The organism is Ralstonia sp. 24A2 (genome assembly GCF_051783885.1).
GTDB lineage: Bacteria > Pseudomonadota > Gammaproteobacteria > Burkholderiales > Burkholderiaceae > Ralstonia.
In genome coordinates this window covers 1,020,518-1,034,417 of sequence record NZ_JBPVZD010000002.1, presented here as the reverse complement: position 1 = coordinate 1,034,417, position 13,900 = coordinate 1,020,518, and the positions used below count along the sequence as shown (strand labels likewise).

Genomic DNA, 13,900 nt, shown 5'->3' with positions numbered 1-13,900 from the left:
AAATCGAGGCTGGAACTGCGGTCACCAAGTATACCGGCGGGATGTTTCAGGCGCCGTCTGATGGCATATCGGCCGCAAATCGGCTGGGATAGCGGCTTTTGGCTGCCATGTCCCCAACCCTGTTGCGCCAATGGTTTCATGCCGGTCTGCGGCAGCTGTTGCCGTGTGCCTGCGCGCTGTGCGGCGCGGTCCAGCGTGAATTGGTCTGTGTCGGCTGCATGGACGATCTGGCGCCGCTGCTGTACCGGCGACGCTGCGTCCAGTGCGCCATCGCGCTAGAGACCCGACACGTCGCGCGGCATTGCCCTGCCTGCTTGGCCGGCGCGCCCGATTTCGACGCCACCGTCGTCATTGCCGACTACGGCTGGCCGCTCGATCACCTCGTCACCGGATTGAAATTTCGGGCGCAGTTGCCGCTCGCGGCCTGGTTGGCCGACCGTTTAGGGGATGCGTTGACTGCTGCGCCGGGTAGCCTGCCGGACCTCCTGTTGCCCGTGCCGCTGTCGGCCGCCCGCCTGCGCTCGCGCGGCTACAACCAGGCATGGGAGATCACCCGGCGGCTGGGTAGGCAACTCGCCATCCCCGCCAAGGCAGACGGGCTGCGCCGCGTGCGCGACAATCCTGCCCAGGCCTCGCTTGACCGCGCCGAGCGGCTGGCGAACCTGCACGGCGCCTTCGAAGTGACAGACCCGGGCAGCATTGCGGGGCGTCACGTCGGCGTCCTCGACGATGTGATGACCACCGGCACCACCCTCGGCGAGATCGCCACCCAACTCAAGCGCGCAGGCGCTGCACGTGTCACCAATGTGGTTGCCTTGCGCACGCCCTAGTTACATGCTTATGCGACATTGTGTCGCGGTCTGGGCGCGGCACTGTGGCGGGGTGACAACCCTCGTCAATCTAGATAAGCTCGCCGCCGAAATTTTCCTGCCGCCATCATGTTCAACGTCGTCCTCGTCGAGCCCGAAATCCCGCCCAACACGGGCAATGTGATCCGCCTATGCGCCAACACGGGTGCGCAGCTGCATCTGATTGAACCGCTGGGTTTTCCACTCGAGGACGCCCGCATGCGCCGCGCCGGCCTCGACTATCACGAGTACGCGACGATGCGCGTGCATGCCGATTGGGACGCCTTCCTGCGCGATGAGCAGCCCGATCCGACCCGCATGTTCGCGCTCACCACGCGCGGCTCCACGCCGTTTGCCAGCATGGCATTCCGGCCGGGTGACTGGTTTGTGTTCGGTTCGGAAACGCGTGGATTGTCGGAAGAACGGCGCGAGTGGTTTCCCACCTCGCAGCGCATTCGCCTGCCGATGCGGCCCGACAACCGAAGCTTGAATCTGTCGAACACCGTGGCGGTGGTGGTATTCGAAGCGTGGCGGCAGAACGGATTCGAGGGCGGCGCCTGAGGAAGGCGCTGCGCCTCAATATCTAGCTCTAGCGCTAGCGCGTCGATTCCGCCTTGGCGTCGCGCTGCAGCAGGCGATCCACCGCGAGTGCGGGTGCGAGACCTTCGAACAGGACTTCGCACACCGTGAAGGTGATCGGCATATCGACGCCTTTTGCGCGCGCCAACGCAGCCACGGCACGCGCGCAACGCACGCCCTCGGCAACGTGGCCAAGGCTGTGCAGGATGTCGTCAAGCGTGCGGCCCTGTGCGAGCTGCATGCCGACCGTGCGATTGCGTGAGAGATCGCCCGTGGCGGTGAGCAGCAAATCGCCCATGCCGGTCAGGCCCATGAAGGTTTCCGGCCGACCACCCAGTGCGATCCCCAAACGCGTCATCTCGGCCAAGCCGCGCGTCACCAATGCCGCGCGCGCATTCAAGCCCAGGCCCAGACCATCTGCCGTGCCGGTTGCAATGGCCAGCACGTTCTTCACCGCCCCCCCCACTTCCACGCCGACGAGGTCATCGCTCGCATACACACGCATCGCGTGATGGTGGAAGCCGCGCTGTGTGAGCTTGCCCAGCGCGGCGCTGGTGGACGCCACCGTCATCGCGCACGGCAATCCTTGTGCGACTTCCTTGGCAAAGCTCGGGCCGGACAACACGCCGGTCACCAGATCCGTGCGACCGGTCTGCGCCAGCACCTCGGCCACGATGGCATGTGGCAATGCACTGGTCTGCGGGTCAAACCCCTTGCACAGCCAGATCACGTTACGCACACCACCGTGCGCGGCAACCGCGCGGGTCAGGTCCGCCAGCCCGGCAACAGGCGAGGCGATGACAGCCAATGCGTCCTCGCCAGCAGCATGATCCAGCGCGGCCTGCAGGTCGGCATCGAAACGCAGCGACGCCCGCAGCGCGATGCCCGGCAGGTACGGTTCGTTGATGTGCGTGGCGGCCATCTGCGTGACGAGGCTGGCGTCACGTCCCCACAGCACGACATCGTGCGATTGTGCTGCATGGCTGGCCAGGGCAGTGCCCCAGGCGCCAGCACCCAGAACGGAAATTCGCATGCGCGTGTGCATGTTCAAGATTCGGATCGGTCAGGCAAAAGGTCGAGCAAAAGAAAAAGCCCGCGCGAGCGTAGGCCGGCGCGGGCTTCTGGCGCAATGCGCCTCGTACTTAGTGGGTGGCCTTCGAGCCGTCCGGCATCACCAGACCGCTGTTGCCGCCGGCAGCTTGGGCTTGCTCCATGGCGGCAGCCAGGCGCTGCTCGTACAGAGCCTGGAAGTTGATTTCCGCCAGGTGGATCGGCTGGAAGCCGGCACGGCCGATGGTGTCGGCGATGTTCGAGCGCAGGTACGGGTACACGATGGTCGGGCAGGCGATGCCCAGCAGCGGGTCCATCTGCTCGTCCGGCACGTTGCGGATGTCGAAGATGCCGGCTTGCTTGGCTTCCACCAGGAAGGCCACCTTCTCTTGCACCTTGGTCGTGACCGTACCGATCACCACCACCTCAAACACGCCTTCGGCCAGTTGCGAAGCGGACACGTCCACCTGCACTTCCACGGACGGCTGTTCCTGCTCGAGGAAGATGTGCGGCGAGTTCGGCTGTTCCAGCGACAGGTCCTTCAGGTACACGCGCTGGATGTTGAAGAACGGCTGGCCGTCCTGGCCCGGTTGCTGCTGTTGCTGGTCGCTCATGACTCGCCTTCAGATAGATGTGTGGTCAGTGCGCGGCGGGATCGGTCTCGCGCGCAAGACGCGTATGGTACATGACGCAATGGCGCCCACCATGAGAGCGGGCCTAAAAGTACAACGCCCGGTCAAGACCGGGCGTTTTCGTGTGGCGCTCAGGCCGCCAGCAGTGGCACCAGCCCGCCTTCGCGGTCCAGCGCAGACAGATCATCGAAGCCGCCGATGTGGCGTTCGTCGATGTAGATCTGCGGCACGGTGCGGCGGTTCGTGCGCGTCATCATCTCTTCGCGCTTGCCGGGTTCGCGGTCGATCAGGATCTTTTCGATCTGCTCGACGCCACGCTGCTTCAGGAGTCTTTCCGCTGCCACGCAATAGGGGCAGACGGTGGTGCTGTACATAACCACGTGCGCCATGCTTCAAACCTCGTTTTTTATTTCACAACCGGAAGACCGGCCTGCTGCCAGGCGGCCAATCCGCCCTCAAGCGAATAGACCTCACTGTAACCGGCCTGCTTCAACACTGCTTGCGCCTTCCCAGCACGTTGGCCGGTCTGGCATACGAGGATGATGGGGGTCTCTTTGTTCTTTGCAAGGCCGGCTGCCTTGCCTTCCAGCTCGCCGAGCGGCGCATGCTTGGCTTGCGGTAGGTGACCTGCGGCGTATTCAGCACTCTCGCGCACATCCACCACCACCGCGTTGCGACGGTTGATCAGCTGGGTAGCCGTCGGGGCACTCACCTTGGCGCCGCCGCCGCCCGAGATGCGGCGCTGGATGGGCGCCCAGAGCAGCAGCAGCCCCGAAACGATGGCAACGGCAAGCAGGGCGAGGTTGTTGTAATCGGCAAAGAACTTCACGGTATGGGTTTCCTGGATGGGTCGGGCGAGCCGAATTGGCAAACATCAGCCGAACGGTTCGGGGGCGCGATGCCCGCGGCATTATAAAATAGTCGGTTTCGGCGGCCGCACGATGACGCACGACACATCGACGCAGACCGCGCGCAGGTTTTCTCACTTCTCATCATGGCAGTCATGCATAAGCTCGTCCTCATCCGCCACGGCGAATCGACGTGGAATCTGGAGAATCGTTTCACCGGCTGGGTTGACGTCGACCTGACCGACACGGGCGTCGCCCAGGCCCGCCAAGGCGGCCGCCTGCTGCGCGAAGCCGGCTTCACCTTCGATCTGGCCTACACCTCGGTGCTCAAGCGTGCGATCCGCACGCTGTGGCATGTGCAGGATGAGATGGACCTGATGTGGATTCCGACCCGCAACGAATGGCGCCTGAACGAGCGTCACTACGGTGCGCTGTCGGGTCTGAACAAGGGCGAAACTGCCGCCAAGTTCGGTGACGAGCAAGTCCTCGTCTGGCGCCGCAGCTACGACACCCCGCCGCCCGCCCTCGAGCCCGGCGCCGAAAACGACGCCTTCGGCAACCCGCGCTACGCCGGCCTCACGCGCGAACAGGTGCCCTTGACCGAGTGCCTGAAGGACACCGTGGCCCGCGTGCTGCCGCTGTGGGAAGAATCGATCGCCCCGGCCATCAAGAGCGGCCAGCGCGTGGTGATCGCCGCGCACGGCAACAGCATCCGCGCCCTGGTGAAGTATCTCGATGGCATTTCGGACGCTGACATCGTCGGCCTGAACATCCCCAATGGCACACCGCTTGTGTATGAGCTGGATGCCAACCTCAAGCCGATCCGCCATTACTACCTCGGCGATCAGGAAGCGATTGCCGCGTCCCTCGCGGCGGTTGCCAGCCAGGGTAAGTCGAAATAAACCGTAACGAGGCGTTTGGCACTCCAACGCCTTTATACTGTCGAAGCCTGTAGCCCGGGATGTGCGCGAGCCATCCCGGGTCATGTTTATCTACTGTTCCCACGTCCACGCTCGACACATGCGAACTTCGCTCAAGAACATCAGCTTGATCGCCATCGGCCTCGTCACCGGGGTGCTGGCGACGCTCCAGCTCTCCGCCACTGCGCAGAACGCGACGGTCGGGCCGCTCCCGCTGGAAAAGCTCCGCCTGATGGCCGACATCTTTGGCCAGATCAAGCGCGAATATGTCGAGCCCGTGGACGACGACAAACTGCTGACCGAAGCCATCAAGGGCATGGTCTCCAGCCTTGACCCGCATTCGGCGTATCTCGACAAGAAGGACTTCCAGGAACTGCAGGAAGGCACCCAGGGCCGTTTCGCCGGCTTGGGCATCGAGATTTCGCAGGAAGAGGGCCTGGTCAAGGTCATCAACCCGATTGAAGACACCCCCGCCTTCCGTGCCGGCGTGCAGCCGGGCGACCTGATCACCCGCATCGACGACAAGCCCGTGCGTGGCATGCCGCTGGAGCAAGCCGTCAAGCGCATGCGCGGTGCGCCGGGCACCAAGGTCACGCTCACCATCTATCGCAAGAAGGAAGAGCGCACCTTCCCGCTGACCATCACCCGCGCCGAGATCCAGGTGCAGTCGGTCAAGGCCAAGATGCTGGACAACGGCATCGCCTGGGTGCGCATCACGAGCTTCCAGGAACGCACCGTGCCGGACCTGGCCAAGAAGCTCAATGACTTGGCAAAACAGGACGCCCACCTCAAGGGCCTGATCCTCGATCTTCGCAACAACGGTGGCGGCGTGCTGCAAGCCGCCGTGGGCGTGTCGGCTGCGTTCCTGCCGCCGGACGTGACCGTGGTCTCGACCAACGGCCAGGTGCCGGACGCCAAGCGCACGTACAAGGCGAGCTTCGCCAACTACCGCTTGAGCAACTTCGACGCCGATCCGCTGACGGGTCTGGACCCCGAGTTCAAGACGGTGCCGATCATCGTGCTGACCAACGCCTATACGGCTTCCGCCTCGGAAATCGTGGCCGGCGCGCTGCAGGATCACCACCGCGCCAAGACGATGGGCAAGACGACCTTCGGCAAGGGCTCGGTGCAGACGGTGCGTCCTCTGTCGAATGACACCGGCATCAAGCTGACGATCGCGTACTACTACACGCCGTCGGGCAAGTCGATCCAGGCCTGGGGCGTGCGCCCGGATATTCCGGTCGACCAGAACCCCGATGGCGACCCGGACGACGCGCTGATCACCCGCGAGATCGACACTGAGCGCCACCTGCACAACAAGCAGGAGTCAGAAGAAAGCGAGATGACCGAGCGCGAAAAGCGCCGCGTTGAAGAGCTGCGTCGCCTGGAAGAAGAAAACGCCAAGAAGACGCCAGAGCAGCGCGAGAAGGAACGCAACAAGAAGCCGATCGAGTTCGGTTCGGCCGACGACTTCATGCTGCAGCAAGCCATCAACGAACTGCGCGGCCAGCCGGTCAAGCGTTCGAAGTCGGTGCTCGAAGCCGTGGCAACCTCGGACAAGCCGGCCAAGTCGCCGGCAGCCAAGGACAGCAGCGATGCCAAGTCCAAGGCCAAACCGGCGGCACCGAAGCCCAACGTTCCGGCCAGCGGTGTGATTCCGGCCCCGGAGCCAAGCGGCGCCCGTTAAGACACTGGCCGGCAAACACTGGCAAACTTACGAGGCCGTGCAATGCACGGCCTTTTTCATTGCATCGCCATGAACGACGACCAACTGCTGCGCTACTCCCGCCATATCCTGCTCGACGAGATCGGCATCGAGGGACAGACGCGCCTGCTCGAAGCGCATGCACTTGTCATCGGCGCGGGCGGGCTGGGCGCGGCGGCTCTGCCCTACCTTGCGGCCGCAGGCGTGGGGGCGCTCACCATCGTCGATGACGACACGGTCGACCTGACCAACCTACAGCGCCAGATCATTCACACCACCGAGTCGGTCGGGCAACCGAAAGTGGCATCGGCACAGGCTGCCATCGCACGGCTGAACCCCGGTGTGCAGGTCAATACCGTGCAGCGCAGATTGGATGCCGACAGCATCGGCGCGTTGCTAGAGGGGGCCAATTCGAGCGTGAGTGTGGTACTCGACTGCTCCGACAACTTCGCCACGCGCCAGGCCGCCAACCTCGCTTGCGTGCGCGCGGGCGTACCGCTGGTGTCGGGCGCGGCCATCCGCTTCGACGGGCAGATCAGCGTGTTCGATAGTCGTGCCGGCGGCCCCTGCTACGCTTGCCTATTCCCGCCCGACGAGCCCGCGCCGGATGTGGCGTGCGCAACGATGGGCGTGTTCTCACCGCTGGTTGGCATGGTGGGCACCGTACAGGCAGCCGAGGCGCTCAAGCTGATTGCCGGCATCGGCCGCTCGCTTGCGGGGCGCCTCCTGATGCTCGACGGCCTGTCGATGGAGTGGACGACAATGCGCGTGGCGCGTCAGGCCTCGTGCCCGGTCTGTGGTGGCGTGCACTAGTCAGTCCACCGAGCGCGGACAACAAAAAAGGAGGCCAAGGCCTCCTTTTCCTTTGCCGATCGACGAGGCTTACTCGCTGTCGGCTTCCATCTGCGACTGCAGGAAGTTCTGGATGCCGACCTTGTCGATCAGCTCCAACTGCGTCTCCAGCCAGTCGATGTGTTCTTCGGTGTCGTCGAGGATGTCGACGAAAATCTCGCGGCTGACGTAGTCCTTGACGGACTCGCAGTGCGCAATGGCTTCGACCACCGTGGTGTGCGCAGCCTTCTCCAGCTTCAGGTCGCACTCGAGCATTTCCGGGGTGTTCTCGCCGATCATCAGCTTGCCGAGGTCCTGCAGGTTCGGCAGGCCTTCGAGCATCAGGATGCGCTCGATCAGGCGATCGGCGTGCTTCATCTCGCCGATGGACTCCTTGTACTCGTGGTCCCCGATGCGCTTGAGCCCCCAGTGGCCGTACATGCGCGCGTGGAGGAAGTACTGGTTGATGGCGGTCAGCTCGTTCTTGAGCTGGGCGTTCAGATATTGGATGACCTTCTTATCGCCTTTCATTCTTGGGGCTCCAGCAAAGTGCAACTGCGGTGATGGACGCACGCACGCGTCCGTTCAAGGCGAGCCCTGTGCTGACCCAAGCAATAAATGCCGCCGAGGCTATGAAGCCCAGGCGGCAGATCGCGGCGAATCGGGAAAAACGAGAAACAGGAAAACGGGGGTCAGGCAGCCAACGCGCTAGCCGAAATGGCCTGATCGTTGGCAACGGGCTCGTCGCGACGCTCGATTATGGCATGCGTGCTTGCACGGCCCAACACCTGATCGACGGGGATGCAGCTGACGGCTTCAGCGAGCACCTGCTTGGCGCAGTCCCGGCATTGTCCGCAGCAGGTGCCGACGCCCAGCGTCTCGGCGAGTTCGTCCATTGTCGACACACCCAGACGGGCGGCGCCATGGATTTCGCGGTCGGTCACTTGGTTGCAGATGCAGACGTACACGGCATTCCTCCGCAGCGCTCAGGACGCGCTGTGAGACCAGAATAACAGAGAATGGTAATGAGAACAATTCTTGTTCTACCCCATTCGATCGGCATGGATATGCAGGTGCACGCGAGCCGTCTTTTCACAGAAAGACGTGCAATTTCAATCACTTAGCGGGGAGTTTTCCCTGAAGCGGGCGATGTGCCGGCACGACAGTCGGTCAGAGCCGGCGCTTAAAAAATCAGCAAATCAGGCACGAGCCAGCGCGCCCAGTGCGTCCTGGATTTCGGTGGGTTCGCAGGTGTGCAGCAGGCGGTCGGCCTCGCGCATCAGACGCGGGCGGTCCGAGCGCAGAATCTGCTGCTTCACGCTCAACAACTGCGATGGATGCATCGAGAACTCGGTGAGCCCCATGCCGAGCAGCAGGCGCGTCATGGTCGAATCCCCCGCCATCTCGCCGCACACCGACACCGGCTTGCCTGCCAGATGCCCCTCGCGGATGGTGCGCGCGATCAACTGCAGCACGGCAGGATGCAGCGGGTCATACAGATGCGCGACCGCATTGTCGGCACGGTCAATGGCCAGCGTGTACTGGATCAGGTCGTTCGTGCCGATGGAAAGAAAATCCATGCGGCGCAGGAACACCGGCAGGATCAACACGGCCGCCGGAATCTCGATCATGGCGCCAACCTTGACGGTCGGGTCGTAGGCCAGGCCATCAGCGTCAAGCGAGGCCTTGGCGCGCGTGAGCAAATCCAGCGTCTGGTCGATCTCGCGGGCGTGCGCGAGCATCGGCACGAGAATCTTCACCGGCCCGAAGGCCGACGCCCGCAGCAGCGCGCGCAATTGCGTGAGGAACATCGCCGGCTCCGATAGCGACCAGCGAATCGCGCGCAAGCCCAGCGCCGGGTTGGGCGCGGTCTCGAACACGTCGTCGCGGATGTCGAGCGGCTTATCAGCGCCGATGTCGATCGTGCGGATGGTCACTGGCAGGCCTTGCATCGACTCAACCGCCGTCCGGTACGCGCGGAACTGCTCTTCCTCATCAGGCAATGCGCCACGCCGGTTCATGAAGAGAAATTCGGAACGGAACAACCCCACACCCACGGCGCCGGCCTTCACGGCGGCAGCCGCATCCTCCGGCATTTCGATGTTGGCGAGCAGATCGATCTGCGTGCCATCGAGCGTGACGGTGGGTGTGTGACGCAAGCGCTCCAGGCGCTTCTTCTGCAGCTCGCCCTCGCTGCGGCGATGGCGGTATTCCTCAAGGATGGCCACGCTCGGGTCGACGATGACGATACCGGTATCGCCATCGATGATGATGATGTCGTCCTGCCGGATCAGCGCGCTGGCGTTGTGCACGCCCACCGCTGCCGGAATGTCCAGGCTGCGCGCGACGATGGCGGTGTGCGAAGTCCGCCCGCCCAGATCCGTCACGAAACCGGCGAAGGTCTGGCCGCGAAACTGCAGCATGTCGGCCGGGGCGATGTCGTGCGCGACGACGATCATGCCGGCGTCTGGATCGCAGCCGACGGCCACCGGCGCAGGCGCCAGCGCGGGCGCACCGGCCAGCGCCTTCAGGATGCGCTCGACAACCTGCTCGATGTCGGCCTTGCGCTCGCGCAGGTATTCGTCTTCGATCTCGCCGAACTGGCGGATCAGTTCTTCGAGCTGCGTGGTCAGCGCCCACTCGGCGTTGTAGCGGCGCTGGCGAATGAGCGTCTCGGGCACCTGCGAGAGCAGCGCGTCATCCAGAATCATCGCGTGCACGTCGAGGAAGGCGCCCATCTCTTCTGGCGCATCGGCGGGCAGATCGCGCTTGAGCGTGACCAGCTCGCCGCGCACGGCGGCCCGGGCGCTACGCAGGCGCTCGACCTCGGCATCGAGCTTGTCTTCGTCGACAAGGTAGTGCGACACGTCCAGTGCCGCGCGCGCCAGCATGTGAGCACGGCCGATGGCGATGCCGCGCGAAACCGGAATGCCGTGCAGGGTGAATGGCATAGAGACGCTGGCCGGGAACTACGTTGTGTTGTGGGTTACTCGCCTTCGCCGAAGCGGTCGTTGATGAGTCCGACCAGCCCGTCCATCGCGGCCTGCTCGTCCGGGCCCTCGATCTCCAGCGAGACGGTGGAGCCGATGCCGGCGGCCAGCATCATCACGCCCATGATGCTCTTGGCGTCGACCTGACGGCCGTTGCGCGACATCTTGATCTGGCTGTCGAACTTGCTGGCGAGCTGCGTAAGCTTGGCGGAGGCGCGGGCATGCAGCCCGAGCTTATTGATGATGGTGATATCCCTCTGCAGCATATTTGTCCGGATGGTTGGCAACCTGGTTCTGAACGGCTGTCGAGCCGACCTGCAGTACGCCTTGCGCGCCGCCGGCCAGGGCCTTGGCAGCAAGTTGTTCGAGTTTTTCGGTGCGATAGCAGATGGCGCGCACCAGCATCGGAAGGTTCACGCCGGCCAGCACACGCACGCGGCCCGGATCAGCCAGACGCGAAGCGATGTTGGCGGGGGTTGCCCCGAAGATGTCGGTCAGCACCAGCGCACCGTTGTCCTCGACCAGTTCCGCGAGTTTGGCGCGCGCCTGGGCCAGCACGGCGGCCGGCTCGGCATCGGGCAGGACGTCGATTGCACCCAGCCGCTCGGGCTGGCCGCAATACACGTGTGCAGCGCAATCGCGCAGTGCGCTGGCCAGCGGCGCATGAGCGATGATCAGAATCCCTGCCATGATCGAAAAGCGAATCAGTGTGACACCGATTGTATCAGGGCCATTTGGGGCTATTGTGCGCAGATGTGGCCTAACTCCCCCGAGCGGAGGACACCCGCCGGAGGGGCTATACCGCCGTCCTAGATCGATTTCCGACCCAATCCGCCCGACGTCTTGCCGGCAGCCCGCTCCAGCGCGTCGATGAACATGCCAGCCACGTTGAAGCCGGTCTGCTGGGTGATTTCCTGGAAGCACGTCGGGCTGGTGACGTTGACCTCGGTCAGATAGTCGCCGATCACGTCCAGGCCGACCAGCAGCAGGCCGCGCTGCCAGAGTACCGGCGCAAGTGCATGCGCAATCACGTGATCGCGCTCAGACAGCGGTTGTGCTTTCCCCGTGCCTCCGGCGGCCAGATTGCCGCGCACTTCACCGGCCATCGGAATACGCGCCAGCGAATGCGGCACCGGCGAACCGCCGATCAGCAAAATGCGCTTGTCACCCTCGCGGATGGCGGGGATGTACTGCTGGGCCATGATCGTGCGCGCGCCGTTGTCGGTGAGCGATTCGATCACTGCGCCGAGATTCATGCCGTCGGGCCCGACACGGAAGATGCCCGCGCCGCCCATGCCGTCGAGCGGCTTGAAGATGACATCGCCCTGCTCGGCGTGGAAGTCGCGCAGGCGCTTGGCATCGCGCGACACGATGGTCGGCACGGTGAACTCGCGAAACTGCGCAATCGCCAGTTTCTCGGAGTGGTCACGAATCGCCTGCGGCTTGTTGAACACGCGCGCGCCCTGCCGCTCAGCAACCTCCAGCAGCCACGTGCTGGTGACGTACTCCATGTCGAACGGCGGATCCTTACGCATAAGCACGGCGTCAAAGCCGGTGAGCGGCAGCAGGCGCGCATCGCCTGCGCGATACCACTCCTGCCCGTCTTCTTCATTGCCGGTCAGGGCGATGGGCGTGGCAACGGTTTCGACCACGTTGCCCGCCAGCGTCAGCTGCGACTGCAGGCACGTGTAGATCGCGTAGCCCCGTGCCGTCGCCTCGCGCATCATCGCGAAGGTGGAATCCTTGTAGATCTTGAACGTCGACAGCGGATCGACGATGAACAGGATGCGCATGGCGGCTCCCTCAACAGCGTGTGCTTAGATCAGCGGGTTCGGGTCTGTCTTCTCGAGTTCGAGCGACGCGGCCAGCAAAGCGAGGCGAGCCACCACGCCATACATGTAGAAGCGGTTCGGCTCGCCGGCGCCCGGCTTGGCGTGGCTGTCCGGCAACGAGTTCGACGCAAACGGCAGCGGCACGAAATGCATGCCCGGCGCGTTCAGATTCTCGTCCACGCCGCGGCCTGTGTGAACCCGGTAGAAACCACCCACCACGTAGCGGTCGATCATGTAGACCACCGGCTCGGCCACGGCCTCGTTGATCTTCTCGAAGGTGTGCACGCCTTCCTGCACGATCACCTCGGAGACCTCCAGGCCTTCCTTGACCACGCTCATCTTGTTGCGCTCCTTCCGGTTGAGGCCCTTGACCTCGGAAGGATCGCGCACGGTCATCACACCCATACCGTAGGTGCCGGCATCCGCCTTGACCACCACGTACGGGGTCTCGGTCACGCCGTATTCCTTGTACTTCTTGGCGGTCTTCTTGAGCACCGTTTCGACCGCGTGGGCAAGCTCTTCCTCACCAGCGCGCTCGTGGAAGTCCAGCCCGCTGCACTTGGTGAAGTACGGGTTGACCATCCACGGGTCAATATCGATCAGCTTGGCGAACTTCTTGGCCACTTCGTCATAGGCGGCAAAGTGGTTGGTCTTGCGACGCTGCGACCAGCCTGCGTGCAGCGGTGGCAGCAGGTATTGCTCGTTGATGTTCTCAAGGATGGGCGGCACGCCGGCTGACAGATCGTTGTTCAGCAGGATCGAGCACGGGTCGAAATCTTCCATACCCAGGCGACGGCCCTTGGTGCCGATGCGCGAAATCGGCTCGACCACCAGGCGCTGGCCATCGGGCAGGTCGATCGGGGTCGGCTCCGTGATGTCTTCGGACAGCGACCCCAGGCGCACGTTGAGCCCGGCCTGGCGCATGATCTGCGACAGGCGCGCCACGTTCTGCAGATAGAACATGTTGCGCGTATGGCGCTCGGGGATCAGCAGCAGGTTCTTGGCGTCCGGGCAGATCTTCTCGATGGCGGCCATGGCGGCCTGCACGGCCAGCGGCAGCATCTCGGGCGCCAGGTTATTGAAGCCGCCCGGGAACAGGTTCGTGTCGACCGGCGCCAGCTTGAAGCCGGCGTTGCGCAAATCGACCGAACAGTAGAACGGCGGCGTGTGCTCTTGCCACTCCAGGCGGAACCAGCGTTCGATGGCGGGCGTGGCGTCAAGAATCTTCTGCTCGAGCTCCAGCAGCGGCCCGTTCAGCGCGGTGATCAGGTGCGGAACCATACCCTTCCTATTGATGTAATTTATCGCCCGCTCCGATTGTAGAGGAACAGGCAATAGCTTGCAGACGACAGCGGGCTATCGATATGCGGTCAGTGGACGGTTTCGCAAGGGGAGGTGTGTGGTAACGCACAACACCACACACAAATGGACGACAAATCGCGCGGACAAAAAAAAAAAGCGCGGGGCTGCCGCGCTTGGGGAATAGCCTGACAGATACGGGGAGCGTTCTGCAGGTGGAGGAAACCACGTCTGCAATGTAAGCGTCCGCATAACGAGAGGCAATTGAAGGTTTTTTACATCGGAGTTAAGGCCGTCCGGGCTCGGACTCCGCGCCCAGCAGGCGTTTCACTGTTTGAAACGCAACACCGCAAAAAACCCGGCGCG

At 63.7% G+C, this 13,900-nt stretch carries 16 protein-coding genes; 5 read left to right on the top strand and 11 right to left on the bottom strand.

From position 1 onward, the window contains the following. The first annotated feature begins 107 nt into the window (after positions 1-107). Positions 108-830: a ComF family protein gene (locus ACS13N_RS09705; protein ID WP_438931469.1), complete on the top strand. Its 723-nt coding sequence runs from the start codon at positions 108-110 to the stop codon at positions 828-830. Between the two features lie 108 nt (positions 831-938). Further along, positions 939-1,409, top strand: coding sequence for a tRNA (uridine(34)/cytosine(34)/5-carboxymethylaminomethyluridine(34)-2'-O)-methyltransferase TrmL (gene trmL, locus ACS13N_RS09700; RefSeq protein ID WP_438931468.1), 471 nt, complete (start codon positions 939-941; stop codon positions 1,407-1,409). Between the two features lie 34 nt (positions 1,410-1,443). Here trmL and ACS13N_RS09695 read toward each other — a convergent pair whose 3' ends face one another. The 4 genes from ACS13N_RS09695 to ACS13N_RS09680 all read right to left on the bottom strand — a co-directional run bounded on the left by ACS13N_RS09695 (position 1,444) and on the right by ACS13N_RS09680 (position 3,938). Further along, positions 1,444-2,460: an NAD(P)H-dependent glycerol-3-phosphate dehydrogenase gene (locus ACS13N_RS09695; protein WP_438931467.1), complete on the bottom strand. Its 1,017-nt coding sequence runs from the start codon at positions 2,458-2,460 to the stop codon at positions 1,444-1,446. Positions 2,461-2,569: 109 nt separating this feature from the next. Next, complete coding sequence (secB, locus tag ACS13N_RS09690; protein WP_021196351.1) at positions 2,570-3,091, bottom strand: protein-export chaperone SecB; 522 nt, start codon at positions 3,089-3,091, stop codon at positions 2,570-2,572. A 149-nt stretch (positions 3,092-3,240) separates the two neighbouring features. Then, the gene (gene grxC / locus ACS13N_RS09685) at positions 3,241-3,498 is read right to left on the bottom strand and encodes a glutaredoxin 3 (protein WP_004633497.1); all 258 of its coding nucleotides are present in this window, start codon (positions 3,496-3,498) and stop codon (positions 3,241-3,243) included. A 17-nt stretch (positions 3,499-3,515) separates the two neighbouring features. Beyond that, positions 3,516-3,938: a rhodanese-like domain-containing protein gene (locus tag ACS13N_RS09680; RefSeq protein ID WP_438931466.1), complete on the bottom strand. Its 423-nt coding sequence runs from the start codon at positions 3,936-3,938 to the stop codon at positions 3,516-3,518. Between the two features lie 174 nt (positions 3,939-4,112). Between ACS13N_RS09680 and gpmA the strand changes: the two genes are divergently transcribed. The 3 genes from gpmA (at position 4,113) to ACS13N_RS09665 (ending at position 7,395) form a co-directional block, all read left to right on the top strand. Next, on the top strand, positions 4,113-4,859 hold the full coding sequence (gpmA, locus tag ACS13N_RS09675) for a 2,3-diphosphoglycerate-dependent phosphoglycerate mutase (RefSeq protein ID WP_438931465.1): 747 nt from the start codon (positions 4,113-4,115) through the stop codon (positions 4,857-4,859). Positions 4,860-4,977: 118 nt separating this feature from the next. Beyond that, the gene (locus ACS13N_RS09670; RefSeq protein ID WP_438931464.1) at positions 4,978-6,564 is read left to right on the top strand and encodes a S41 family peptidase; all 1,587 of its coding nucleotides are present in this window, start codon (positions 4,978-4,980) and stop codon (positions 6,562-6,564) included. Positions 6,565-6,633: 69 nt separating this feature from the next. Continuing rightward, complete coding sequence (locus tag ACS13N_RS09665; protein ID WP_438931463.1) at positions 6,634-7,395, top strand: HesA/MoeB/ThiF family protein; 762 nt, start codon at positions 6,634-6,636, stop codon at positions 7,393-7,395. 69 nt (positions 7,396-7,464) lie between these two features. Here ACS13N_RS09665 and bfr read toward each other — a convergent pair whose 3' ends face one another. The 7 genes from bfr to gshA form a co-directional block, all read right to left on the bottom strand. Next, positions 7,465-7,944: a bacterioferritin gene (bfr, locus tag ACS13N_RS09660; protein WP_039598989.1), complete on the bottom strand. Its 480-nt coding sequence runs from the start codon at positions 7,942-7,944 to the stop codon at positions 7,465-7,467. A 161-nt stretch (positions 7,945-8,105) separates the two neighbouring features. Next, entirely contained in the window at positions 8,106-8,381 is a 276-nt protein-coding gene (locus ACS13N_RS09655) for a (2Fe-2S)-binding protein (RefSeq protein WP_021196344.1), read from the bottom strand. Between the two features lie 231 nt (positions 8,382-8,612). Continuing rightward, positions 8,613-10,364 (bottom strand): phosphoenolpyruvate--protein phosphotransferase, encoded by a 1,752-nt coding sequence (ptsP, locus tag ACS13N_RS09650; RefSeq protein WP_438931462.1) that lies wholly within the window; start codon positions 10,362-10,364, stop codon positions 8,613-8,615. Between the two features lie 35 nt (positions 10,365-10,399). Beyond that, complete coding sequence (locus ACS13N_RS09645; protein WP_039598987.1) at positions 10,400-10,669, bottom strand: HPr family phosphocarrier protein; 270 nt, start codon at positions 10,667-10,669, stop codon at positions 10,400-10,402. After that, positions 10,638-11,093, bottom strand: coding sequence for a PTS sugar transporter subunit IIA (locus tag ACS13N_RS09640; RefSeq protein ID WP_039598986.1), 456 nt, complete (start codon positions 11,091-11,093; stop codon positions 10,638-10,640). The genes ACS13N_RS09645 and ACS13N_RS09640 overlap by 32 nt, the downstream gene beginning before the upstream one ends. A gap of 119 nt (positions 11,094-11,212) precedes the next feature. Further along, positions 11,213-12,196 carry a glutathione synthase gene (gene gshB / locus ACS13N_RS09635; RefSeq protein WP_438931461.1) on the bottom strand — a complete coding sequence of 328 codons (984 nt, stop codon included), beginning with the start codon at positions 12,194-12,196 and terminating at the stop codon, positions 11,213-11,215. 24 nt (positions 12,197-12,220) lie between these two features. Further along, a complete protein-coding gene (gene gshA, locus ACS13N_RS09630) occupies positions 12,221-13,516 on the bottom strand; it encodes a glutamate--cysteine ligase (protein WP_438931460.1) in 1,296 nt (431 codons plus the stop codon). Positions 13,517-13,900: the final 384 nt, after the last annotated feature.